At 68.2% G+C, this 22,397-nt stretch carries 21 protein-coding genes; 11 read left to right on the top strand and 10 right to left on the bottom strand.

The features are described 5' to 3' along the window. Positions 1-2 precede the first annotated feature (2 nt). Together U1H99_RS08715 and U1H99_RS08710 are read right to left on the bottom strand one after the other, a co-directional pair. Complete coding sequence (locus U1H99_RS08715; RefSeq protein WP_323141342.1) at positions 3-1,265, bottom strand: hypothetical protein; 1,263 nt, start codon at positions 1,263-1,265, stop codon at positions 3-5. Between the two features lie 94 nt (positions 1,266-1,359). Further along, entirely contained in the window at positions 1,360-4,611 is a 3,252-nt protein-coding gene (locus U1H99_RS08710) for a penicillin-binding transpeptidase domain-containing protein (protein ID WP_323141341.1), read from the bottom strand. A gap of 198 nt (positions 4,612-4,809) precedes the next feature. Here U1H99_RS08710 and U1H99_RS08705 point away from each other — a divergent pair, with 198 nt between their 5' ends. The 6 genes from U1H99_RS08705 to asd all read left to right on the top strand — a co-directional run bounded on the left by U1H99_RS08705 (position 4,810) and on the right by asd (position 9,647). Continuing rightward, positions 4,810-5,052, top strand: coding sequence for a hypothetical protein (locus U1H99_RS08705; protein WP_323141340.1), 243 nt, complete (start codon positions 4,810-4,812; stop codon positions 5,050-5,052). Between the two features lie 216 nt (positions 5,053-5,268). Next, a complete protein-coding gene (locus U1H99_RS08700; protein ID WP_323141339.1) occupies positions 5,269-5,859 on the top strand; it encodes a YXWGXW repeat-containing protein in 591 nt (196 codons plus the stop codon). A 125-nt stretch (positions 5,860-5,984) separates the two neighbouring features. Further along, complete coding sequence (locus tag U1H99_RS08695) at positions 5,985-6,656, top strand: ribonuclease HI family protein (protein ID WP_323141338.1); 672 nt, start codon at positions 5,985-5,987, stop codon at positions 6,654-6,656. Beyond that, positions 6,649-7,308 carry an HD domain-containing protein gene (locus U1H99_RS08690; protein WP_323141337.1) on the top strand — a complete coding sequence of 220 codons (660 nt, stop codon included), beginning with the start codon at positions 6,649-6,651 and terminating at the stop codon, positions 7,306-7,308. The genes U1H99_RS08695 and U1H99_RS08690 overlap by 8 nt, the downstream gene beginning before the upstream one ends. A gap of 55 nt (positions 7,309-7,363) precedes the next feature. Then, a complete protein-coding gene (locus tag U1H99_RS08685; RefSeq protein ID WP_375341592.1) occupies positions 7,364-8,629 on the top strand; it encodes an MFS transporter in 1,266 nt (421 codons plus the stop codon). A gap of 166 nt (positions 8,630-8,795) precedes the next feature. Then, entirely contained in the window at positions 8,796-9,647 is an 852-nt protein-coding gene (gene asd / locus U1H99_RS08680; RefSeq protein WP_323141336.1) for an archaetidylserine decarboxylase, read from the top strand. Between the two features lie 18 nt (positions 9,648-9,665). On the opposite strand, the gene U1H99_RS08675 is transcribed toward asd, so the two are convergent. From U1H99_RS08675 to U1H99_RS08660, 4 genes are all read right to left on the bottom strand, one after another. Continuing rightward, the gene (locus tag U1H99_RS08675; RefSeq protein WP_323141335.1) at positions 9,666-10,553 is read right to left on the bottom strand and encodes an extracellular catalytic domain type 1 short-chain-length polyhydroxyalkanoate depolymerase; all 888 of its coding nucleotides are present in this window, start codon (positions 10,551-10,553) and stop codon (positions 9,666-9,668) included. 76 nt (positions 10,554-10,629) lie between these two features. Continuing rightward, positions 10,630-11,847 (bottom strand): sensor histidine kinase, encoded by a 1,218-nt coding sequence (locus tag U1H99_RS08670; RefSeq protein ID WP_323141334.1) that lies wholly within the window; start codon positions 11,845-11,847, stop codon positions 10,630-10,632. Continuing rightward, a complete protein-coding gene (locus U1H99_RS08665) occupies positions 11,840-12,541 on the bottom strand; it encodes a response regulator transcription factor (RefSeq protein ID WP_323141333.1) in 702 nt (233 codons plus the stop codon). The genes U1H99_RS08670 and U1H99_RS08665 overlap by 8 nt, the downstream gene beginning before the upstream one ends. Beyond that, the gene (locus U1H99_RS08660) at positions 12,538-13,446 is read right to left on the bottom strand and encodes a LysR family transcriptional regulator (RefSeq protein ID WP_323142091.1); all 909 of its coding nucleotides are present in this window, start codon (positions 13,444-13,446) and stop codon (positions 12,538-12,540) included. The genes U1H99_RS08665 and U1H99_RS08660 overlap by 4 nt, the downstream gene beginning before the upstream one ends. Before the next feature lie 116 nt (positions 13,447-13,562). Here U1H99_RS08660 and U1H99_RS08655 point away from each other — a divergent pair, with 116 nt between their 5' ends. The 4 genes from U1H99_RS08655 to U1H99_RS08640 all read left to right on the top strand — a co-directional run bounded on the left by U1H99_RS08655 (position 13,563) and on the right by U1H99_RS08640 (position 17,057). Continuing rightward, positions 13,563-14,156: an FMN-dependent NADH-azoreductase gene (locus tag U1H99_RS08655; RefSeq protein ID WP_323141332.1), complete on the top strand. Its 594-nt coding sequence runs from the start codon at positions 13,563-13,565 to the stop codon at positions 14,154-14,156. 47 nt (positions 14,157-14,203) lie between these two features. After that, a complete protein-coding gene (locus tag U1H99_RS08650; RefSeq protein WP_323141331.1) occupies positions 14,204-15,076 on the top strand; it encodes a pirin family protein in 873 nt (290 codons plus the stop codon). 182 nt (positions 15,077-15,258) lie between these two features. Beyond that, positions 15,259-15,753 (top strand): hypothetical protein, encoded by a 495-nt coding sequence (locus tag U1H99_RS08645; RefSeq protein ID WP_323141330.1) that lies wholly within the window; start codon positions 15,259-15,261, stop codon positions 15,751-15,753. A 167-nt stretch (positions 15,754-15,920) separates the two neighbouring features. Further along, positions 15,921-17,057 (top strand): acyltransferase family protein, encoded by a 1,137-nt coding sequence (locus U1H99_RS08640; protein WP_323141329.1) that lies wholly within the window; start codon positions 15,921-15,923, stop codon positions 17,055-17,057. A 57-nt stretch (positions 17,058-17,114) separates the two neighbouring features. Here the strand turns inward: U1H99_RS08640 and U1H99_RS08635 are convergent, their stop codons facing one another. Continuing rightward, on the bottom strand, positions 17,115-18,254 hold the full coding sequence (locus tag U1H99_RS08635; RefSeq protein ID WP_323141328.1) for an acyltransferase family protein: 1,140 nt from the start codon (positions 18,252-18,254) through the stop codon (positions 17,115-17,117). A 113-nt stretch (positions 18,255-18,367) separates the two neighbouring features. Here U1H99_RS08635 and U1H99_RS08630 point away from each other — a divergent pair, with 113 nt between their 5' ends. Beyond that, the gene (locus U1H99_RS08630; protein WP_323141327.1) at positions 18,368-19,351 is read left to right on the top strand and encodes a succinylglutamate desuccinylase/aspartoacylase family protein; all 984 of its coding nucleotides are present in this window, start codon (positions 18,368-18,370) and stop codon (positions 19,349-19,351) included. An 18-nt stretch (positions 19,352-19,369) separates the two neighbouring features. Here U1H99_RS08630 and U1H99_RS08625 read toward each other — a convergent pair whose 3' ends face one another. The 3 genes from U1H99_RS08625 to U1H99_RS08615 form a co-directional block, all read right to left on the bottom strand. Beyond that, the gene (locus U1H99_RS08625) at positions 19,370-19,678 is read right to left on the bottom strand and encodes a hypothetical protein (protein ID WP_323141326.1); all 309 of its coding nucleotides are present in this window, start codon (positions 19,676-19,678) and stop codon (positions 19,370-19,372) included. A gap of 109 nt (positions 19,679-19,787) precedes the next feature. Next, positions 19,788-20,954, bottom strand: coding sequence for a glycosyltransferase family 9 protein (locus U1H99_RS08620; protein ID WP_323141325.1), 1,167 nt, complete (start codon positions 20,952-20,954; stop codon positions 19,788-19,790). 341 nt (positions 20,955-21,295) lie between these two features. Next, complete coding sequence (locus U1H99_RS08615; protein ID WP_323141324.1) at positions 21,296-22,396, bottom strand: tyrosine-type recombinase/integrase; 1,101 nt, start codon at positions 22,394-22,396, stop codon at positions 21,296-21,298. Position 22,397 lies beyond the last annotated feature (1 nt).

The raw sequence follows: 22,397 nt of genomic DNA, 5'->3' as shown, positions 1-22,397 counted from the left end.
CGTCATCCGCCTTTCAATAGGGTCGCGGCCTGCAGGCGCGCGATGGCCGCGTCGCGCCGCTTGCGCAGTGTCGGCAGCGATACCTCGGCCAGCGCCGCCAGCTGCTGCATGGTCGGCAGTTCGCCGCTGGCCGGATCGCGCCAGGCGTCCGGAAAGCAATCGTCGTCCGGCCCCAGCAGGCGCGCATACACCGCCAGCCGCACCGCCAGGCCGTCGCCGGCCATGGTGCGCGCGGCCCAGCTCTGCCGGTCCTCGGCACGGGCCGCCGCCAGCATGTAGCCGGGGGGCAGCGAAACCGTGGCGGCGATCGTTTCCAGGCGCGCCTGCCGGCCCGGGTCGGCAGGCGCGTCCGGCACGTCGTCCGGCGCCGGCACTGCCGGTTCATCGTCCGCCGCCGCGAACTGGTCCTCGCGCGCTTCCAGGATGCGGTCCGGCCCCGGCGTGGCGTCGCCGGCATCCTGCAGCACACGCCAGTAATCCTCCATCCAGACCGAGGCGTCGTCCAGGTCCTGCAGCCAGTCGTGGTCGCGGTTGGCCGACAGGGCTTCGTATTCGCCGATCTCGCGCAGCATGGCGCCGATCTTGTCGGGACTCGTCTTCAGGCTGGCGAAGCGCTTCGAACGCGTGTGCAGCGGGCCGACCGTGCCGGTGTAACGCGCCAAAGTCTCGCTCCAGCGCAGCAGCCATTCAGGCCGGCAGTCGCCGATCGCGCGCAGCTGGCGCACCTCGATCGGCACGCCGCCGTCGATGCCGCGCCCGAGGATGGCGCCAACCTGGGCGCGGTGCTGCTCCCAGGCGGCGAACAGGCGCGCGATCTCGCCGTAGGCGGTGTCCAGCATGCGGTAGGCGTAGATACGGTTCGGACTGCACGGACGCCCGCAGGCGGCCTGGTAATTGTCGGCGTCGACCTTGTCGCGCAGCAGCGAATACATGTCGTTGGCCTTCTTGCGCAGCAGGGCGTCGGCGATGCCGTCGCCCTCGGCCGCCAGCGCCGCGCACAGGGCGTCCCAGTCGGCGGGGCGGGCGCGCAGCTCGTAGACCAGCGCCAGCGCCAGTTCGAGCACGCTGTCGCCATAGCTGTTGCCGGACGCCTGGGCACGCGCACTGCGGCGCTGGGCGCGCAGCTGGCGCGCCATGCCGTCGACGTAGTCGTCCAGCCCGAGCGTCAGCCTCGCGGCGCGCAGCAGTGCCAGCGAGCACTGCCCCAGCAGCTTGCGCACTTCTTCCCAACCCGGTTCCTGGTACCGGGTGCCCGGCAAACGCATACTTCCCTTTCGACGTGTGGACGGCCGGGCAATGCCTAGCCGTAGCAAATAATGCCATACAAACACACTAGCAAGGCGCGCTGGTGAGGTTTATTTACCCCTCTGATCGGGCTTTCGACGTAGATTGTGGCGTGCTGGCCGCGAGATGGCGCAGCACGGCTGCCGCGACCGGCGCCGCATGCTCGCCGCCGGTCGCTTCCGAACGGCTGACGAACACGGCGATGGCCAGCCGGTGCGCCTGGCCGGGAATGCTCCCCGGCTCGAGCCAGCCGGTGAACCACACGGTAGCGCGCTCGCCGTCGCCAACCGGGGCCGTGCCGGTCTTGCCGGACAGGCCACGGCGCAGCCCGGCCAGGTCGGGGCCGCGGAAGGCGCCGGCGGCGGTGCCGGCATCGACCACGCCCTTCATGCCGGCGCGGATGCGGTCCAGGCGCACCCCCAGCGGCTGCGCCGGCAGCGGCTGCGCCTGCCTGCCGTCCAGCCCCACCAGCAGGCGCGGCGCAATCGCGCCGCCCTGCCCGACCGCACCGGCCGCCAGCGCCATCTGCAGCGGCGTCGCCTGCATGCGCAGCCCGATCGCCATCTGGCGCAGTTCGTGGCGGGTATGCACCGGGTCGATCGCGGCCGGGGTCGCCTGCAGCGCATCCCAGGCCGACCACGGATACCCGGCCGGCAGCAGGCCGCCGTCGAGGCGCAACGCCTGGCCGAAGCCGAGCCGGTGCGCCATGGCGACGATCGGCCGCACCCGGTCCAGGCCGTCGGCCACGAGCGGCTGCAGGTCGGTGAGGCCGGCGCCCGCACTTGTACCAGCAGCGGCGGCGCGGTCGGACAGCTCGCCGGTCCAGGCGAACCAGGTGTTCAGGCTGTAGGTCAGCGCCTGCGCCAGGCCGAGGCGGCCATCCTGGGCGCGCCGGTCCAGGCCCTGGTCGCGGAAATTGGTGATGCGGGCGCGGCCGTCCGCCGGGTAACTGGACGCACCGGTGCGGAAATCCCAGCCGCGCGCCGCCGCGTAGGCATTGATGCCGGCCAGCGGCATGCCGTCCAACAGCGCGTCGAGCCCGGGATCGCTCTGCGCCGCCAGCTCCAGCCCGAGCGCGCTGACGATCTTGAAGGTCGAGCCGGGACTGCGCTCGGCACCGCCGTCGTGCTGGAAGGCCGGCAGGCGCAGCGGACTGGCGGCCGGGTCGAGGCGCTCGAAGGCGCGCGCCTCGCTCCAGTTGGCGGCGTCGACCTGGCCGTTACCGCTGCCGGCCGCGGCCAGCACCTCGCCGGTCTCGGTGTCGAGCACCACCAGCCCGGCCTGGCGGCCTTCCTGCACCGCGCCGGCGCCGCTGCAGCGTCCGTCCAGCCACTGGCCGCGGCGCATGCCGATGCAGTCGAGCGCGGCCTGGGCCGCAGCCTGCAGGCCGAGGTCGATGCTCAGGCGCGCCTCGTGGCGGCCGGCGCCCGGCAGGCGGCCGAGCATGCCGGCCACGCTTGACGCCTGGTCGGCGCGCACACCCAGCAGCGTGGCCAGGCCGGCGGCGCGTGCGGCCTCAGTGGGGGCGCCGTCCTGCCACAGCGCTGCGCCGTTGCGGTCGCTTATCCGCACCTCGGCCAGGGCCGGGGCCGGGACGGATGCGCGCACTGCCGCCGGCAGGGCTTGCCAAGCCAGCTCGCCGTCGCGCACGCCCAGGTGGCGGTAGCGCGCATCGCCCGGCGTGGCCAGCGCGTCCATGCCGAGCGGCGCCGCCTCCAGCACCAGTTCGCGCGCGCCCGGCTCCAGCTGCAGGTCGAGCAGTTGCACCTGGTCGGGGCTGCGGCAGGCGCGCCCGCTGCAGGCCGGCAGCGGTGGCGCCGCCAGCCGTCCACCCTGCACGCCGAGCAGGCGCCCGGCCAGCATCACCCGGATCGCATCGCCGGGGCGCGCCGCTGCCGGCAGCGCCAGGCGCAGGCGCGCACTGCCGCCGGACGGCCAGGCACCGACGCGCTGCCACGGCGCCCAGCCCTGCGGCAGGCGCGCGAACAGGCGCGCCCCGGCGGCAGGCATGTCGCCGGCCAGCGGTGCCGGGACGCCGTCCAGCTCGATGCGCCATGCCGGCGCCGGTGCGGCCTGCAGGTCGGCGCCGCGCACGCGCCAGGCCAGCAGCCGGCGTTCGCTATTAAAGATGCGCACCTGCTCGCGCACGAACGCGCCGTCGGCGCGCGCATACAAGTGCTGCAGCAGGCGCCGGCCCTCGGTGTCGAGCACGGCGCCGTCCCAGGGCGTCGCTCCGGCGGCGCGCCAGCCGGCCAGGTCGGGCGGCGCCAGCTCGGCCAGGCCATCGGCGCCCAGGCGCACCAGGCGGTGCGCGCGCAACTGCTCGAACAGCTGCTGGTCTTCCATGCGCGCCGGGGCACTGGCAGGCACGGCGTAGCGGCCCGGCGCCAGCCGCACCTCGACCGGCGTGCCGGCGGCGGGAAAGGCCGCCACCAGCGCGCGTGCCGGCGCCAGCGACGGGTCCGGACGATACAGCTGCAGCACCAGCTCGCCGGCTTGCGGGCAGGCGCTGCTGGGACGGCGCAGCACGCGCAGCGCCCCCGTACCGTCCCACAGCAGCCAGCCCTGGCGATAGAACGGCGTCTCGCCGCGTGCGCCCGCCAGCGGCCGGCCTGCGCCGGCATCGCCGATCCACTCGGCCGGGTGGCCGGCCCATGCCAGGCTCAAGGGGGCGCCGCCGATGGCGCTGCCCTTGAGCTCGACGCGCGGCATCGGCGCGCTTGCCAGCAGCGGGTTGCGTGGCGTGGCCGCCAGCGCCGCCAATGCCTTCAGGTCCCAGCCGATCCGTACCGGCAGCAGGCGTCCGTGCGCCGGGTCCGCCATCTGCGCGCACAGGTCAATGCGCTGGGCCGGCTCGGCGCGCATGCCGGTCAGGACCAGCAGCGCGGTAGCGCCATGCCGGCCGAGCCGCACGCCAGCACTGTCCGGCACCTCGAATGCGATGCCGGGCAGCGCCGGCTGCAGCACGGCCAGCTGCGGGCTGACGGCGTCGGCACCCGCGGCGGCCAGCCAGCGTGCGTGGGTGGCGATGACCCAGGCGCCGGCGGCGGCCAGCAGCAGCGCGGCCAACGCCAGCCAGGCCAGCGGGCCCGGTTTGCGAAGAACCGGCATGCGCAGAACCGGCATGCGCGGGCGCGGCAGCGCGCCGGCGAGCCGCGCCGCCAGGCCAGGCCCGGCCGTGCGCACGCCGCCGTCCGTGACCGCGCCCGCATGCTCAGCTGCCTGCGCAGGCAAGCGGGTACGTGCGCGCCCGCCCGCGCGCAGGTTGCGCGCGCGACGCCGGCGCGTCCGGTTCGCCGCCAGCACCTCGAATACCGCTCCGATCATCCTGTTCTCCCCTGCCCTCGAGCTATCCCGGCCATGTAGCCGAGGGGACCGGAAAAACGGCCGCGCGGACTGCATTCCGGGCCCGGGATTTTTGCAGTTCGTCCCGCGTTTCGTGCAGCCCGTCGCACGCCGCTGGAGACCCATAACGCCTTTGGCTACAGTGACTCCATCGACAACCCACCCGCAAAGGAGCAGCAAATGAACATCATCAAGAACATGGAAGCCGCCTTCCTCTTCGCGCTGAGCGTGGCAGGCGCAGCCAGCGTCGCGCTGGAAGCGATTCCGCCGGCCCAGGCCCATGTTGCAGCCCCGGTCGCAGCGCAGGCCGCCGGCATCGCCACCCCGACCAGCATGGCCGTGGTAAAGGTCAGCGCCAAGCGCATGACGGCGGCCGAGAAGCAGCAGTCGCTGGCGCTCGAACGTGCCCGCCAGGGTGCCTGATGATGCGGGGCGCAGCACAGGACCCGGCCGCCACGCCGGGTCCCGCCCGCTTCGTCGTGAAAATGCGTTGTTCCTTTATCTACAGGCCTTGTGGCCAGCGTGCAGCACCGACTGCCCTGAATCTGTATCACATGTAAGCATCCTTTTCCGCCCCTTCAATGCCACGGCAGCGCGCGCTATAGTTCAGCCATCCGATTTCCGGACTGGAGATAGAACATGAAACGCCTCACCTACACCGCCCTTGCCGCCCTGATCGCCGTCGGCGCCGCCGCCGCACCGCTCACCTCGATGGCCGCCAGCAATGTCAGCCTGTTCATCGGTACCGCCCCGCCCGCGCCGCTGGTCGAGCGCATCCCGGCACCGCGCCACGGTTACGTGTGGGCACCGGGCCACTGGGAATGGGGCGGTCAGCGCCACGTCTGGGCGCCCGGCTACTGGGTTGCCGAACGCGCGGGCTATGCCTACAACGCCCCCACCTGGTACGCCCGCAACGGCGGCTGGTATATGGAGCCGGCGCGCTGGACGCCGTACGACAACGGCTACCGCGGGGGCTACCGCGAGGTCTACCGCAACGATTACCGCGGTAACGATTACCGCGGCCGTGACCGCGACCGCGACGGCATCCCCGACCGCTACGAGCGCCACGGCTACGACCGCGGCCACGACCGTGGCTATGATCGCAACGCCGACAGCGCGCGCCGTGACGAAGACCGCGACGGCATTCCAAACCGCTACGACCGCGACCGTGACGGCGACGGCGTGCCGAACCGCTACGACCGCCGCCCGGACAACGGCTGGCGCCGTTGATGCCCGGCCTGCGCTGATATCCGGCCTTTGCTAATGCCCGCTCCCTGAGCGCGACGATATCCTCCTGAAAGAGGCTGCGCCGGTGTTCCCTCGTGGACACCGGCGCTTTTTGTTATCCTCTCGGCATGAACCAACTCCCCGATCCTGAACATCTCGAACAACTCGCTTACAAGAGCGAACGCGCCGCCGGCCGTCGCCTCGCACTGGCCCGCGGCCTGAGCGGTGACCAGGCCCTGCGCCAGGTGCTGGAACAGGCGGCCGGCCAGGCCGGCCTAGCCACCCTGGTATCGGCACGCCTGGCACAGCGCGCGGCCCAGGACGAACGCGATGCCGCCCGCGCCTTGCAACGCGCCGCCGACAAGGCGCGCCGCGCCGGCGCCCACGACGGCCGCCCGACCGCCTGGCGCGCCTGGTTCGACGGCTCGGCCCGTCCGAATCCCGGCCAGTGCGGCATCGGCGCCGTGCTGCGCGGACCGGACGGCGCCGCCGTCGAGCTGGCCCGGCCGGTCGGCTACGGCAACAGCAGCGAAGCCGAATACCGCGCCCTGATCGTCGTGCTCGAAGCCGCGGTCGCCCACGGCGCCGACGAATTGACGGTGTACGGAGACAGCCGCGTCGTGATCGACGACGTCAACGGCCCGGACGCATTTGCCGCCCCCTCGCTGGCCGCCTACCGCGCCACGGTGCGCACACTGGCCGCACGCATCGCCAGCCTGAGCCTGCGCTGGGTGCCGCGCCACAAGAACCTCGAAGCCGACGCGCTCTCGCAGCGCGCCGCGGAATCCCACCATGCATGAACTCGATACCTGGCGCGACCGATTGCGCGCCCTGGCGGCACAGCTTGCCGACGACGATGGCGCCCACGACGCCAGCCACCTCGACCGCGTCTGGCGCAATGCCCAGGCGATCATGGCCGGCGAACATGACGAAACCGGTGCACAGGCCGACACGCTGGCCGTGCTGGCCGCCTGCTACCTGCACGACCTGGTCAACGTCCCCAAGAACGACCCGCGCCGCGCGCAAGCCTCGCGCCTGTCCGCCGAACTGGCGCGCACCGAACTGCAGCGCCTCGGCTTCCCGGCCGAGCGGCTGGACAGTGTCGCCCACGCGATCGAGGCGCACAGCTTCTCGGCCGCGATTCCCGCCACCACGCTCGAGGCGAAGATCGTGCAGGACGCCGACCGCCTCGACGGCCTGGGCGCGGTCGGGCTGGCGCGCATGTTCTACATCGCCGGCCGCATGGGCAGCAGCCTGGCCCACGGCAGCGACCCGCTCGGCTTGGACCGCGCGCTCGACGACAAGGCCTACTCGCTCGACCATATCCCGGTCAAGCTGGCCAGGCTGCCCGCCATGATGCAGACCGCGTCCGGGCGCCGCCTGGGCGAGCAGCGCCTGGCGGTGCTGGAGGATTTCCGCAGCGTGTTCGCAGGAGAATGGAGCGGCGCATGAGCCGATAGGCAGCGTCGCCGCCCAACAACCAGAAGGCGCCGCCAACGGTGCTACCATGAAGCTCCTCCGTATCCACGACGGGCAGCCCATGACCAGCACCGCGACCTTCGCCAAGGCTCCGGCCGGCAACCTGAATTTCGTCCTGATCTGCGTCTTCATCGACATGCTCGGCGTCGGGCTGATCGTGCCGGTGCTGCCGGCCCTGGTCGGCGAATACGTCAATGGCCGCGAGCAGCAGGCGCTGTGGTACGGCATCCTCGGCGCCGTGTTCGGCCTGATGCAGTTCGTGTTCATGCCGATGATCGGCATGGCCAGCGACCGCCTCGGCCGGCGCCCGGTGCTGCTGTATTCGATGGCCGGCATGGGCATCAATTTCCTCACCACCGCCTGGGCGCCCAACCTGGCCTGCCTGTTCATCGGGCGCGTGATCGGCGGGGCATCGTCGGCCAGCATGGCAGTGGCGGCGGCGTATGCATCCGACGTATCGACCCCGGACAACCGCGCCAAGAGCTTCGGCCGCATCGGCGCCGCCTTCGGCCTCGGCTTCATCTGCGGGCCGGCGCTGGGCGGCCTGCTCGGCAACGTCGGGCTGCACCTGCCCTTCTACGTCGCCGCCGCGCTGTCGGCCGCCAACTTCATCTACGGCTGGATCGCGGTGCCGGAATCGCTGGCGCCGGAGCGGCGCGCTCCGCTCCAGTGGTCGCGCATGAACCCGTTCGCGGCGCTGCTGCGCTTGGTGCGGCGGCGCGACATCCGCGGCCTGGTAGTGGTGTTCACGCTGGTCACCTTCGCCCAGATGACGCTGCAATCGACCTTCGTCCTGTACACCAGCTTCCGCTTCGGCTGGGGGCCGGCCGACAACGGCCTGGCGCTGTTCTGCGTCGGCCTGTCCTCGATCGTAGTGCAGGCCGGGCTGCTCGCCTTTTTGATCCGGCGTGTCGGCGAGGTGCGCCTGACCCTGCTGGGCCTGAGCTCGGGCGCCCTCGCCTTTCTGCTGTACGGACTGGTCACCCAGGGCTGGCTGATGTACGTAATCATCCTGTGCAACCTGCTGTCGTTTGCCGCCGGGCCGGCGCTGCAGGGCATCGTTTCCAAATCGTCGACGCCGCGCGAACAGGGCGAACTGATGGGCTCGCTGCAATCGATCAGCAGCCTGGCGCTGGTGATCATGCCGCTGGTGGGGACGGCGATCCTGGGCGCGGTGAGCCACCTGCCGCCCGGCGACTGGCGGGTGGGCAGCAGTTTCTACATGTGCGCGGCGATGCAGGCGCTGGCAATCGGGATTGCGTGGTGGGTGTTCCGCAAGCGCGGCCTGGCCTGATACGCATGCTCGGAACTTCATTTTCTCTTCCACCAACTGTTGCCTTGTTGCATTTAGGGAAATTTATTTAATACGCATGACAGTTCCGGCGGTCGGCGGGCGCCAAAACTGTCCACCCGTGCACTGCCCCCGTTATAATTGACTGGTCAACATCACGAGGGTTACCGTGTCCGATCGCTTCAAAGTCTTGCCGCAATACCTGCTGCCGAAGCAGCGCCTCACCACCTTTGCCGGCCGTGTCGCCGGTGCCAAGGGCGGTTCGATGACGACCCGGCTGATCCGCTGGTTCGTCGGCAAGTACGGGGTCAACATGGCCGAGGCGGAAAACCCGGACATCGCCAGCTACAGCAGCTTCAACGAATTCTTTACGCGCCCACTGAAGGCCGGGGTGCGTCCGCTGGCGCAGGCCGACTTCGTGTGTCCGGTGGATGGCGCCATCAGCCAGTTCGGCGCCATCGATGACCATCACATCCTGCAGGCCAAGGGGCACCGCTTCACCACGACCGAACTGGTCGGCGGCGACGCCACGCTGGCGGCGCAGTTCCGCCACGGCAGCTTCGCCAACCTGTACCTGTCGCCCAAGGATTACCACCGCCTGCACATGCCCTGCGACGGCAAGCTGACGCGCATGATCTACGTGCCCGGCGCCCTGTTCTCGGTCAATCCCACCACCGCGCGCGGCGTGCCGAACCTGTTCGCGCGCAACGAACGCGTGGTGTGCGTGTTCGACAGCGCCGCATATGGCCCCTTCGTGCTGGTGCTGGTCGGCGCCACCATCGTCGGCAGCATGGCCACCGTGTGGCACGGCGTGGTCAATCCGAAGCGTCCGCAAAAGATCAGCGAGTGGACCTACGACGACCAGGACATCGTCCTGAAAAAGGGCGAGGAAATGGGCCGCTTCCTGCTGGGCTCGACCATCGTCATGCTGTTCCAGCAGGACACCATCGCCTTCAACGCCGACTGGACGCCGGAGCGCAAGGTGGTGCTGGGCGAGGTGATGGGCAACAAGCCCGAATAAGCGGGCAGATGCGGCGCCTCAGCGGCGCTGCCGGCTGAAGAAATCCCAGATCGCCTCGTTGGCGTCGATCTCGCGCGTGGTCTTGCCGATCGGCAGGCCCACGTTGAACGGGTCGGCGCCCGGCCAGGTGTGGCCGCCGCCGTGGATCGTCGCCAGCGCCACCATATGGCGGCCACGCCCCTCCTCCACCCCTTGCTGCTCCAGCCACGCCACCTCGGTACCATCGCCGCGCTCGGCATCGACACGGCGCCGGGTAGGCGCTTCGGCGTCGCCGTTGTGCCGCAGCCAGTAATCATAAGTCGCCTGCGCCGACAGGTAATCGCCGGCCTTGCCGCCGTAGGCCACCACCTGGTCGGCCGTGCCATGCATGATCAATACGCCCACCCTGCCCGCCTGCGCGTGGTGCCGGATCACCGGCTCGGGCATCGGCCCGCCCACCGACGCCACCGCGGCGAACAGGTCCGGCAGCTCGGCCGCGACGCGCAGCGCAAAGAAACCGCCGCGCGACAGGCCGGTGGCATACACGCGGCCGGGATCGACCCGGTAATCCTGCTGCAGCCTGGCCAGCAGCGCCCTGGTGAAGGCGATGTCGTCGGTCCCTTCCAGGTAGGACATGCCGAAGCCGACGTTCCAGTCCTGCTTGATGCCGGCCGGGTAGACCACGATGAAGCCGTGGCGGTCGGCGGCGCGGTTCATCTGCGTGTACAGCATCTGCTCGGCCATCGTCATGCCGCCGCCGTGGAAGTTGAACACGACCGGAAAGGCTTTGTGCGGTTGCGCCTCGTACGACGGCGGCGTGTAGACCAGGTAGCGGCGCTTGTCGTCCTTGTGGACCAGCGACTTGACTTGCGCCAGGGCCGGCGCGGCGATGCAGGCGAGGATGAGGATGGCGAACAGGCGTTTCATGCGGCAGGCTTGAAAAGTGGAGGAGCCGCCAGCATAGGCCCGCACCGGTGAAGCGGCGGTGAAATCCGGCCGCTTTTCAGCGCGGGCGCAGCGGCACCAGCTCGACGCGGTAGCTGGCCGCGCCGGCCTCGAAGCGCAGGTCCCAGTCCATCGCCGCGGCGGCCCGGCGCAGCAGGTTCTGGCCGTGCAGGAAGCCCTGGGTTGCCCGGTGCCGGGCCGGATCGACGCTGTTGGCGATGGCCAGCACGCCATCTGCGAACGACAGTGCCAGCCGGGTGCCGGGGCCGCCATGGAACAACGCATTGCCGAGGCAGTTTTCGATCAGCAGCATGGCGAGGTGGCGGTTGCCGCTGACGGGCAGGCGGTCGGGCAGATCGAGCGCCAGCTGCTCGCCATCCAGGGCCTGCGTATCCAGCAGCTTCAACAAGGCGTCTTCGATGGAGGCACGCAGGTCGAAGGTCTCGCCGGCAACGTGTTCGGCGCGTGCCAGCGCGAACAGCACGTCCACCGTGCCGGCCATCGCGTCGACCTGTGTGCGCAGCTGCGCCACGGCGTACTTGTCGGGCTGCGCCCCGGCCAGGGTATTGCGCATGACGGTCAGCCGCGTGCGCAGTTCATGGCCGGCGTCGCGCGTGAACGCATGTTCGCGTGCCAGCGCCGCGTGCAGCTCGGACAGCGCGGTGCCGAGCCGCTCCGCCAGATAGCCGATCTCGTCACGGCGGCGGCTGGCGTCGAAAGCGACGGCGTCGCCCGGCTTCAGGCCGCGCACCGCATCGGCCAGCGCCAGCAGCGGCGACACCAGCCGGCGCGACAGCCACCAGGCCAGCAGCAGCGCCAGCCCGGTCAACCCCAGCGCCACCGCCAGCAGCACCGCGCCGATGTCCCGCACCACGGCCGACACCACCAGTAGCGGCCCGGCGTCGGCGACCAGGTACAGGCGCCGCGGCGCGCCCGCGCTGGCGCCCGGCAGGTCGAGGGTTCGCAGGTGATAATGGCGCCCGCCGCCGGCGAACACTTCGGCGCGCTGCCGGCCGGCGGCGGCTTCGGCGCGTACCGCGGGCGGCAACGCAGACAGGTCGCGGTAGGCGTGGATCCAGCCCTCGTCCACACCTGTGCCGCCGCCCTGCCGCACCCGCGCTTCGATGGCGGCCGCTTCGCGCGCCATCAGGCGGTCGATCAGCATGTCCTCGGTCACGTAGGCAACAATCAGCGCCAGCCCGGTATAGCAGACGCAGATCAGCAGCGTGAAGCCGGCCAGCGCCGCGAACAATCCATGGCGGATCGACTTAAACATCGGATTCCGGCGGCGCCTGCAGCCTGTACCCTAGCTGCGGAATGGTCGCGATCATGTCAGCCGCCCCGGTTTTTTCCAGCGCCTTGCGCAGCGCATAGAGGTGCGACTTGAGGGCATCGCTGTCTGGCGGGTGCGTGCCCCAAAGCGCGTGCAGCAGCGCCGAGCGCGACACCGCCCGCGGGCTGGCCTCGCACAGCGCCAGCAGCAGCGTGAAGCCGGCCCGGGTCAGCGCGACCGGCGTACCGTCCACCAGCGCGCACCGGTCGCGCACCCGCAGCGTCAGCGGTCCGACCCGGATTTCCCGATCCTGGTGCAGTTGCCCGCGCCGGGCCAGCGCTTCGCAGCGCAGCGCCAGTTCGCGCAGGTCGAAGGGCTTGGTGAGGTAGTCGTCGGCGCCGCCGGTGAAGCCGCGCGCCTTGTCCTCGAAAGCGTCGCGTGCGGTCAGCATCAGCACCGGCACATTGCGCGGTGCGCGCGCCTGGATCGCCCGGCATACCTCGATGCCGTCGATGTCGGGCAGGTTCAGGTCGAGCAGGACCACGTCGTAGGCCTCGCGCGTGGCCAGTTCGATGGCGAGCGCGCCGCCGGCGGCATGGTCGGCTTCCCAGTGCAGGCCTTCGAGGAAGGCCACGACTTGGCACGCGATCGTCGCGTGGTCTTCCACGACCAGCACCCGCAGCGGGCCACGCTTCATTTCCCCGCCTGCGCCTTGCAGAACATCTCTTCCATCATGTCGAGGAACACGCGGGTCTTGGCCGGCATCAGGCGCCGCCCCGGGAACACCGCCCAGCCGGTCGCGGTCGGCATCTCCCACTCCGGCAGCACCCGCACCAGCTCGCCCTTCTGCAGGTAGGACGCGACGAACAGGTCGGAACTGGCAGCGATGCCCATGCCGCTCGAGGCGATGCGCGCCAGCAGCTCGGGCGAATTGGCGGTCAGGCGCGCGCGCAGTTCGCGTTTCCACTCGACCTTCCCGCGCTGCAGGACCCAGGGCGCCGGACCACCGCTGCGGCTGAGGATGCACAGCAGGTCGTGCTGCAGCAGGTCGTCCGGGTGCTCGGGCAAGCCGCGGCGCGCGATGTACGACGGCGCCGCATAGACGCCCATGCGCTCCAGCGCCACCCGGCGCGCGGCCAGCGTCGAATCCTCGGGCAGGTCGCCCATGCGGATCGCGATGTCGAAGCCTTCCGCCACCAGGTCGACCCGGCGCGGCGACAGGTCCAGTTCCAGCGACACCGCCGGATAGCGCTCGGCGAAGCGTGCGAGCAACTCCGTCATGCCGACGTTGGCGAAGTCGTGCGGCACCGAGATGCGCAGCTTGCCGCTGGGCGCGGCCTGGCGGTGCTGCGCCAGGGCGCCGGCCGCCTCGACCTCGTCGGCCACCTTGCGCGCATGCTCGAGCAGGCTGGTGCCGAATTCGGTCAGCATCAGCTTGCGCGTGGTCCGCTGCAGCAGGCGCTCGCCCAGGCTGGCCTCGAGCAGGGAAATGCGGCGCGAGACCGTCGACTTGGGCAGGTCGAGACGCTGCGCCGCCAGGCTGAAGCTGCCGGCTTCGACGATGCGGGCAAACAGCAGCAAGTCGTTCGGTTCCATGGGCAAGCATTGTTCCATCGCGTGAATAATGTTATCCATTCTATCGTCTTCCCCACTTCCGGTGGAACGGTTACAGTGACCACACTGCAACAACCCACCCATCTAGACTAAAGGAAGACAGCATGAAGATTCTGCAAATTAATTCGAGCGTACGCGGCGCGGCATCGGAATCGACCCGCGTGGCCAGCAACATCGTCGCCCGTCTGACTGCCGCCAACCCGTCCGCGCAAGTGACCGTGCGCGACCTCGGCGCCAATCCGCATCCGGTGCTGGACGGTGCCGCCCTCGGCGCCCTGTTCACCCCGGCCGACCAGCGCAGCGCCGAACAGGCCGCACGCGTGGCCCAAGACGACGCCCTGATCGCTGAAGCGCAAGCCGCCGACGTCATCGTCATCGGCGCGCCGATGTACAACTTCAGCATGCCGGTCCAGCTGAAGGCCTGGTTCGACGCGGTCGCCCGCGCTGGCGTCACTTTCCGCTACACCGAGACCGGTCCGGAAGGTCTGCTGAAGAACAAGAAAGTCTACGTCACGACCGCACGCGGCGGCATCTACCCGGCCGACGCCGATCCGCAAGTGCCGCAGATCCGCATGCTGCTGAACTTCCTGGGCATGACCGAGAACGAGTTCATCTACTCGTCCGGCCTGGCGATGGGTCCGGAAGCAGCCGCCAAGGGCCAGGCCGAGGCCGACGCAGCCGTCGCCGCACTGGCATAAGGCATCCGTGTAAGCAAGGTATTGGGTTGGACCACGGGAGAATCAAGATGACTGAGCAGATCCAGGAGCAGACAGTGGCGAAGAGCCGCGGCGTCGAGCGCGTGCTCGGCGGCCAGTTCGTGATGGACGGCGCCGGCGTCAAGATCAACCGTGTGCTGACCCAGCCGCTGCAGCGCCGCCTCGACCCCTTCCTGATGCTGGATGCTTTCGGTAGCGACAAGGCCGGCGACTACATCGCCGGCTTCCCCGAACATCCGCACCGCGGCTTCGAGACGGTCACCTATATGCTGACCGGGCGCATGCGCCACCGCGACAGCGCCGGCAACGAAGGCCTGGTCACCAACGGCGGCGTGCAATGGATGACCGCCGGCCGCGGCGTGATTCACTCCGAAATGCCGGAGCAGGAAGAAGGCCTGATGGAAGGTTTCCAGCTGTGGCTCAATTTGCCCGCCAAGGACAAGATGAGCGCGCCCTGGTACCGCGACATCCCGACCGAAGCGGTGCCGCGCTTCACGCTGCCTTCGGGCACCATGGTGCAGGTGATCGCCGGCGCGACGCACGGCGTGACCGGTGCCGTCCAGCGAGACGGCACCCAGCCTTTGTACCTGGACATCGAACTGCCGGCGGGCGTCACGCTCGACCTCCCGTTGCCGGTCGGGCACAACGCCTTCCTCTACGTGTTCCGCGGCGAAGCCGTGGTCGGCGGCAAGGGTGTGCCGCAGGCGCGCATGGCGATCCTCGACAACGCGCAAGGCGCCGACGGCGTGCGCATCAAGGCGGCGGCGCCGAGCCGGCTGCTCCTGATTGCCGGACGGCCGCTGAACGAACCGATCGCCCAGTACGGGCCGTTCGTGATGAATACGCAGGCGGAGGTGTTCCAGGCGGTCGAGGATTTCCGGGCCGGGCGGTTCGCGGCTTGATGCGCCGTTGAAAAGAGCAAACTCATTCTTTCCCGTTAGCCTCTGAACGTCGTCCCTGCGACGGCAGGGGCCCAAGGTCTGCTTGCGTTGCGACTGCGCGCAACTTGGACCCCCGCCTTCGCAGGGGCGACGCGCTTCCGACTTCGGCTACACTAGCGGTATTCGCTTCTCCGACCCGCACCATGCCCCTGCTCGACACCCTCTCCACCCTGCTCTCCCGCGCCAGCCGCGCGCTCGGCCTGGAGTCGCTCGACGCCTTTCCTCCCGGGCACCAGTACGCGCGCACGCGCTGGGACAAGGCCTGGTTCGACATCCCATCCGACCTGAAGCCGGACGCCATCGAACGCACCATCTGCGAGGCCATCGCCAACACCCCGGCCGCCTTTGCCCACATCGAACACCCGACCCCGCGCATGCAGCGCACCCTGCTGGGCATCATCCACGCACGCCTGCGCCGCGGCGGCGGTGCCGGCGCCAACCCGAGCGACCTGGTCGGGATGCTGCTCGACGCCTACGCCAGTCCCCACACCCCGGAAGCCCTGCCCGGCCTGCGCGCCGCGATCGCATCCACCGACGGCTACGACCCGTCGATGCGGGTGGCTCACCTGACCGCCTTCCTGTCGGACATGCCGGCCGCCTTCGACGTCATCGACGACCGGATCATCGAGGCGCGCTGAGCGCAAGGCCACCCGGCTGGCGTTTTGGCCTACATCCAGGGTTTGTACATAACGCTATTTTTGTTGCAAGCATGCAAAGATAGTTGATGTCTCCTAGTAACTACGCTAGGTCCATAAAACGTTGTTAGAAAGTAAATTGGAGAAATATTTCCAATTAGAATCTAACTATGTCTTCTTCTCAACTCGGCGGCCAGATCCTTGCCTTGACAGGCCTGAGGTATCTTGCTGCGGCATCGGTGGTAGCATTCCATTTTTCAAAATCGGGCAATGCCTGGGTTAGAGCTCTCGTCGATCATGGCGGCTTCGGCGTGGTGATCTTTTTCGTTCTCTCCGGCTTTATTCTGGTCTACAGCTATGACGTCGGTGCGGGTAAATTTCGCGGCACCAGGCCGGCATTCTGGGCCGCTCGCGTGGCGCGTCTCTATCCCACTTATGTCGTCGGCATGATGTTGATGGCCCCGGTCGTGTTGATGCGGTCAGCCGAGCCGGCATGGCAGCAACTGGCTAGCGGCATCTTGTCTTTTGCATTGATCCAGTCATGGTTCAATTCGCTTGGTACCTCTTGGGGAATATGGAACCCGCCAGGATGGTCCTTGTCTGCGGAGGCGTTCTTTTACCTGCTGTTCCCCGCCGTTTGCGTGACGCTGTCGAAGCTGTCGACAATCCGGTTGGTCGTGTTTGCCGGCGTATGCTGCGGCATCGGTGCGCTTTCGGTATTCACTCAGACGATAGTTGAGCTTGCTGCTGGGGATCTATGGGGTTACATACCGCTGATCCGGCTTCCCGAATTTCTGATTGGGGTGGCCGCTGGGCTGATATGGAAGCGCCGCGACACCAGGGTGTTTGACCGCTCGGCATCCTGGATAACGACGTTGTCGGCCGGAGCTCTCATCCTCCTCATGTTGCTCCCGCTCGATGACCGCTGGTATGCGAGAGCTACCTTCGCCCCATTGGTCGCGCTGTTTATCTGCGCGCTCGCATGCGGACAAGGGCCGATCGCAAAGATCCTCTCTTGCGAGCCATTGGTCAAGTTGGGGAAGGCGAGCTTTTCGGTCTACATTCTGCACTGGCCGGTATGGATGATTCTCGATGAGGTTTTCGGGCCCTCATCGTTTGCCATCAGGCAGCCGAACCTCTACTTTGGCTTGTATTTCATGCTTACCACTGGCCTCGCATGCCTATGCTTCAAGTACGTCGAGGAACCAATGAACCGAATCCTGCGCGAGAAATTCATCAACTCGTCCTCGGCCGCGCGCTACCCGGCTACCGTTATTCCGCAACATGAAAGCGCCACCCTGACCTGAGGCAGATGGCACTGGGGCACTGATAGACCGCTTTCGGGAACAGGGCGCCGGCTGCGGTCATGAAAGATTGCCCAGCGGCGCCGCCGGCGCCCGCCCATTGGCCGGCACCAGGCGCGCGCGCAAGGCCATGAACGGCGTCTCCACCAAGCGGTACAGCAACCAGCCGGCCAGCAGCGAGGCTGCCAGCGACAGCACGAACGTGGTCGGGTCTTCGGGGCCGTAGCCAATCCGGGCCAGGTACGCCGCGGTCATCACGCACACCTGCTTGTGTACCAGGTAGACCGCGTACGACCACAGCGCCAGGCTGGCCGCGCCCGGCACGCGCATACGGTGCAGCAGCGATCCCGGCGCCAGCGCCGCCAGGATCAGCAGCGAGAAACCGAGGGCCAGCAGCGGATAGCCGAACACGGTCACGCCGAGGCCGTAGTGGTCGTGCAGGAACAGCGCCACCGCCAGTGCTGTCAGCGCGCCGCCGACACCCAGCAGATAATTTCCGTGACGCATCACGCGAATCCAGACTGTCGGGTGCCCGTTTTTCAGCAGCGCCAGTGCCACCCCGGCCAGCAGCTCGTCGAAGCGGCACCAACTGGCGTAGTAGATGTATTTATAATAGTGGTGCAGCCAGGCCTTGCCGGTCATGCCGTCCAGCCAGATCTGCCAGCGCACCGCCATCCCGACCAGAAAGGCAGCGCCGATCGCGAGCCAGGCCCAGCGCAACGGCGCCCGGATCACCGTCGCCAGCAGTGCCAACGCCGGCAGCAGCATATAAAACTGTTCCTCGATGCAGAGCGACCAGGCATGTGAGAACGCTGTCCCCGGTTCCAGGTGGATGTTCTGGGTGAATGTGAGGTAACGCCACAGCGGCAGCAGCGGCGCGTCGCCGCGGAAGGCCGGCCACAGCGCGTACAGGGCCAGCACCGCCCAGAAATTCGGCAAGGTGCGCAGCAGGCGCCGTGCATAGAAGTGGCGCAGCGAAAAGCCGTTCGGGTGACGCAGGCCGGCAAAGATCTGGTTGCCGATCAGGTAGCCGGACAGCGCAAAGAACAGGTCGACCCCGGCCCAGCCGATCTCGCCGACCCAGCCGAAGGTCGGGGCGTCGCTGACGAACAGCACGTAGTGGTGCAGCACGACCAGCGTGACCGCGAGTGCGCGCAGGGTATCGAGCCCGTGGATCCTGCGTGCGGCTGGGGTGCTCATGGTGGCCTGTCGTCGACAAAACCCGGATCATGCCATGCGCCGGCCGCAGCAGCCAGGGTTGCGCCGGGATTTGCCGCTAAAATGGCTGGATCGACATCCTGGACCACCATCGCATGACTTCCGCCAGCACGCTGCAATTCAAATCCGTCACGTATACCGGCCTCGGGCAAGGCCCGCGCGTCATCATCATGGGGGCGACGCACGGCAACGAAGTCTGTGGCACCCAGGCCATCGGCCGGGTGATGGCGGAACTCGACGCCGGCCGCCTGCACATCGGCGCCGGCAGCGTCACCTTCGTCCCGATCGTCAACCCGCTGGCCTACGCCAAGAATACCCGCTCCGGCGACCGCAACCTGAACCGCGACCTGTTCCCGAAAGCCGATCCGCAGGACTTCGAAGACCGTGTCGCCAACTGGCTGTGCCCGCTCCTGGCCCAGCACGACGTGCTGCTCGACCTGCATTCCTTCAACGCGGCCCATGGCGAACCCTTCGTGATGGTCGGCCCAGCCGACAACGACGGTCCGCTCGAACCGTTCCGCCACATGCGCGAAGAACGCGCGCTGGCGCGGCGCCTGGGCGTGCGCCGCTTCGTCACCGGCTGGATGGCAGCCTACGGCGGCGGCGTGCAGCGCCGTTCGCGCGCGGTGTCATCGAGTGAAGCCGAACTCGAAACCGTGCTGCGCTACGGCGTCGGCACCACCGAGTACATGCGCAGCACCGGCGGCTATGCGCTGACGCTGGAATGCGGCCAGCACCTCGATCCGGGAGCGCCGGAAGTTGCCTACAGGGCGATCATGAATACCCTCGCCTTCCTCGGCCTGATCGACGCGCCGGGGCCGCAACCGGTGCCGTTCGAGGAGATGGAAGCGCTGCAGATGGTCGTGGTCCACGACAAGCTCGACGCCGGCGATCGCTTCACGCGTGCGTGGGCCAGTTTCGATCCGGTCGCAGAAGGCGAGCAGATCGGCGTGCGTGCCGACGGCACCCCGGTGCTGGCAGAGTTTGCGGGCCGCATCCTGTTCCCGGACACGAATGCCGGTCCGAACCAGGAATGGTATTACATGACGCGGCCGAATCCGTCTTTCGGACAGGAGTGAAGCCGGCGCGGGCAGCGCTCAGTGGAACACGCCGACCGCAAGTTCGGCCCACGCCAGCAGCAGCGCGCCGGCCAGGGCCAGGCCGCCGACGATGCGGTGGGTGCGGTTGCCGATGCGCTGCACCGCCAGTTCGTAGACCAGGCCGGTCCCGGCCAGCAGCACGGCGGCGACCGCGAAATCCATCGGTCCCCACTTCAGCTCAGCGCTGAAGCGCATCGCCACCGCGGGCACTAGCAGCATGGCGGCGGTCACCCACAGCACCCGACCTACCCGCTTGCCCGCGGTCTGGCGCAGCATGGCGTCGCGCTTGCCGGTCATCGTCGTCATCCGCAGTCCTTTCACATCCAGTGGGCGCCGGCACGATCCGGGCAAGCGTCAGCTCAGTGCTTCGTCGCCCATGATACCGCGGTGGCGCAAGGCGCCGTTTTCGCTTGACTCAGGCATGGTCGGCGACAGGCTGTACATCGGCACGCCGCGCCAGCACCGCCATCACCTCCTGGACGCCGATGCGGTCGACCCAGTCGTCGCGGCCGGCCGCGGTGATGACGATGCTGTTGTCCTTGTCGATCGGCGCCCACTCCGGATTTTTCTGGCGCATCAGGGCGATCACCGGCACATGCACCGCGTTCGCCAGGTGCATCACCGCGGTCTCGACCGAGATCACCAGGTCGCACAGGCTGAGGATGGCGGGCAGCTGGAAGAAATTGTCTTCCGCGCTGAACAAATGGGTATGCGCCAAGCCCTCGGTATCGAACAGCGCGCGTGCCCGCGCCAGCTCCTCGGGCACGACGTTGACCACGAAGCCGCTGTCGCCCCAGGCCGGGTCGCAACGCATCGTGCGGATCAGGCCGATGATGCGTTCCAGTGGCCAGCTGCGCTCGGCGCACTTGGAGAAGGCATTCAGGAATATCACCCTGGCAGGCGGCCGGGCGGCCTGGCCCGGCGCCTGACGCAAGCCCCAGGCCACGAACTGTTCGTGCGCATAACGCATCCAGTGCTCGCCGATATCGAGCAACGGGAAACGCGCGTCGGCAGGAATGTCCATGCCGAACAGCTGGGTGAACCAGCCGGCATAGATGTCGCTGATGTGCTGGTCGCGATGCGATGCCGCGGTATAGGCGGGGATGCTGGCGTCCAGCTTGCGATAGACCAGATATTTCATCACATCGTAAGGACGCACCCGCTTCTTTTGTCCGACCACGAAACCGCGCGGGCTGATCTTGCGTGCCAGGATCGCGTACTTGTGGCGCTCGAGCACGGCCAGCGACACCACCAGCGGATAATCTTCCCGTTGCGCGGCGGCCAGCGACTGCGCGAACAGTGCCGGGCTGTAGGTCTCGTTGTAGACCCTGGCGATGAACGGACACTCGGCCAGCCAGTCGTACAGCGCGTATTTCTTGAGGTGCGGCCACTCGGCTGCGTTGGCGGTGCGGCGCCGCTCGTCGACCCAGAGGTGGATCTCGAGCTGCGGATAGGCCTGGGCAAGCGCGCGGAAACAGCTTTGCAGATAAGTGAAGTCGCCCAGCGCCAGATGCGCGATGAACAGGATCTTGCCGCCCCGTGCCAGCCGTTCCGGCGGAATCAATGGCATCTGGACAGGCATGGATGGCTCCATTTTCCGGGCGGTGTCGGCAACGGGGCCGCCTTTGCCCGAGGGAGGGGCGCCGGGGAATGCCCCGTTTGGACGCCAGCGCGCACCAATTTCGACCGCTTGAGAGCGCAATGGTTTCATGAGCTGGCGCCTTTCGTGAGAAAAACGACGGGAACGGCACAGAACACCATAGGACCTCCATGAGCTGAAAAGCGATGGCAAATTCTATTGTTCAACAGCGCCAAAAAATACACGGCCACTGTAAAGTTTGGTAAAACAATGTCAAGAAGTCTCTCCTATGAAAATTCGCCCGAACTGAGAAATTACAGAAATTCGTAGAAAATTTTCATAAATTAGCCGACCGAGACCACCTTCCACTCGCCGCGCAAATCGTCGTATCGGGCCGTCGTGCTCGCGTTCTTGTGACCCAAGATTGCTTGAGCAAATTCCGGGCCACGCTCCTCCCGGTACAGCCGTTCGGCCAGGCTGCGGATCTCGTGGAAGGTGAACGGCGTCCGCCCCTCCTTGGCCTCGAAGCCAGCCGCATCCCGCGCCGCCGCGAACGCTTCGGCGAGGCCAGTGCCCTCGACGCGCCGCCCGGGCTTCGTCGTGCCCCGATGTCGATCGTGGTGCACCAGGTAGGGGCTGGCGATCAGGTCGCGGCAGCTCTTCACCACGTCGGCAATCGTCAACCCGAGCTTGGCCAGTCCAATCCCGCCGTCCAGTGCCAGCCGAGTTACGCCGCCGCTCTTGCCCTGGGCCACGTGCAGCCGGCCGTCGCGCCAGTCGGCAAACTTCATCGTCAGCACGTCCTCGCGGCGCTGGCCGGTTACCAGGCCCAGGTTCATCGCGTTGCGCAGCCACACCGGAGCCTGATCGCGCACGGCCGCGAACTGCTCGAAGCTCATGCGCTCGCGCGCCACCGTCAGCCGCGGCGGCCTCGTGGCCGTTACCGGGTTGCGGCCGGATTCAATCAGCCCCTGCGTCTCGGCCCAGCGGAACACGTCGCTCAGCTTCGAGCGCATTTGCTTAGCCGACGGCGCGCCGCGCTCGACCTTGTACGCTTCGAGGTACTGCGCCACCATCAGCGTCGTAATGTCCGGCAGGCGTCGAGCCGCGAAATCGCATTCCGCCAGGCGCCGCAGGTAGGAATCGGATGCCTTCACGGTCGATGGCGTCGGCTCCACCTTCTCCTGCCACAGCTGGTTGTACAGCGGCAGCCACTCGGCGAGCGTGTACTCGACCTTCCCCGCCACCCAATCCGCCAGCGACGACGGCTTCATCGTCGCCAGCACCGCATTCGCCGCCCGCGCCTCGCTGAATGCGTGCGCGCGGTCCCGGCCCAAGCCCTTCTGCGCCTTCGTCATCGGGTTCTTGTAGTAGAAGTAGCCCGCCGGGTTCTGGTACAGGTTCGGCGGGAATCCCTTGTTCTTTGCTAAACGCTTTCGTCCCATA

The sequence above is a fragment of the Massilia phyllosphaerae genome (assembly GCF_034659755.1).
GTDB classification, from domain to species: Bacteria; Pseudomonadota; Gammaproteobacteria; order Burkholderiales; family Burkholderiaceae_D; genus Telluria; species Telluria phyllosphaerae.
The sequence above is the reverse complement of the archived record's forward strand: the minus strand, read 5'-3'. Positions and strand labels throughout refer to the sequence as shown.

What these genes read in the sequence shown, in the direction of transcription:
- U1H99_RS08715 (WP_323141342.1), bottom strand. Translation starts at nt 1,265, where the DNA reads ATGCGTTTGCCGGGCACCCGGTACCAGGAACCGGGTTGGGAAGAAGTG.
- U1H99_RS08710 (WP_323141341.1), bottom strand. Translation starts at nt 4,611, where the DNA reads ATGATCGGAGCGGTATTCGAGGTGCTGGCGGCGAACCGGACGCGCCGG.
- U1H99_RS08705 (WP_323141340.1), top strand. Translation starts at nt 4,810, where the DNA reads ATGAACATCATCAAGAACATGGAAGCCGCCTTCCTCTTCGCGCTGAGC.
- U1H99_RS08700 (WP_323141339.1), top strand. Translation starts at nt 5,269, where the DNA reads ATGAAACGCCTCACCTACACCGCCCTTGCCGCCCTGATCGCCGTCGGC.
- U1H99_RS08695 (WP_323141338.1), top strand. Translation starts at nt 5,985, where the DNA reads ATGAACCAACTCCCCGATCCTGAACATCTCGAACAACTCGCTTACAAG.
- U1H99_RS08690 (WP_323141337.1), top strand. Translation starts at nt 6,649, where the DNA reads ATGCATGAACTCGATACCTGGCGCGACCGATTGCGCGCCCTGGCGGCA.
- U1H99_RS08685 (WP_375341592.1), top strand. Translation starts at nt 7,364, where the DNA reads ATGAAGCTCCTCCGTATCCACGACGGGCAGCCCATGACCAGCACCGCG.
- U1H99_RS08675 (WP_323141335.1), bottom strand. Translation starts at nt 10,553, where the DNA reads ATGAAACGCCTGTTCGCCATCCTCATCCTCGCCTGCATCGCCGCGCCG.
- U1H99_RS08670 (WP_323141334.1), bottom strand. Translation starts at nt 11,847, where the DNA reads ATGTTTAAGTCGATCCGCCATGGATTGTTCGCGGCGCTGGCCGGCTTC.
- U1H99_RS08665 (WP_323141333.1), bottom strand. Translation starts at nt 12,541, where the DNA reads ATGAAGCGTGGCCCGCTGCGGGTGCTGGTCGTGGAAGACCACGCGACG.
- U1H99_RS08655 (WP_323141332.1), top strand. Translation starts at nt 13,563, where the DNA reads ATGAAGATTCTGCAAATTAATTCGAGCGTACGCGGCGCGGCATCGGAA.
- U1H99_RS08650 (WP_323141331.1), top strand. Translation starts at nt 14,204, where the DNA reads ATGACTGAGCAGATCCAGGAGCAGACAGTGGCGAAGAGCCGCGGCGTC.
- U1H99_RS08645 (WP_323141330.1), top strand. Translation starts at nt 15,259, where the DNA reads ATGCCCCTGCTCGACACCCTCTCCACCCTGCTCTCCCGCGCCAGCCGC.
- U1H99_RS08640 (WP_323141329.1), top strand. Translation starts at nt 15,921, where the DNA reads ATGTCTTCTTCTCAACTCGGCGGCCAGATCCTTGCCTTGACAGGCCTG.
- U1H99_RS08635 (WP_323141328.1), bottom strand. Translation starts at nt 18,254, where the DNA reads ATGAGCACCCCAGCCGCACGCAGGATCCACGGGCTCGATACCCTGCGC.
- U1H99_RS08630 (WP_323141327.1), top strand. Translation starts at nt 18,368, where the DNA reads ATGACTTCCGCCAGCACGCTGCAATTCAAATCCGTCACGTATACCGGC.
- U1H99_RS08625 (WP_323141326.1), bottom strand. Translation starts at nt 19,678, where the DNA reads ATGACGACGATGACCGGCAAGCGCGACGCCATGCTGCGCCAGACCGCG.
- U1H99_RS08620 (WP_323141325.1), bottom strand. Translation starts at nt 20,954, where the DNA reads ATGCCTGTCCAGATGCCATTGATTCCGCCGGAACGGCTGGCACGGGGC.
- U1H99_RS08615 (WP_323141324.1), bottom strand. Translation starts at nt 22,396, where the DNA reads ATGGGACGAAAGCGTTTAGCAAAGAACAAGGGATTCCCGCCGAACCTG.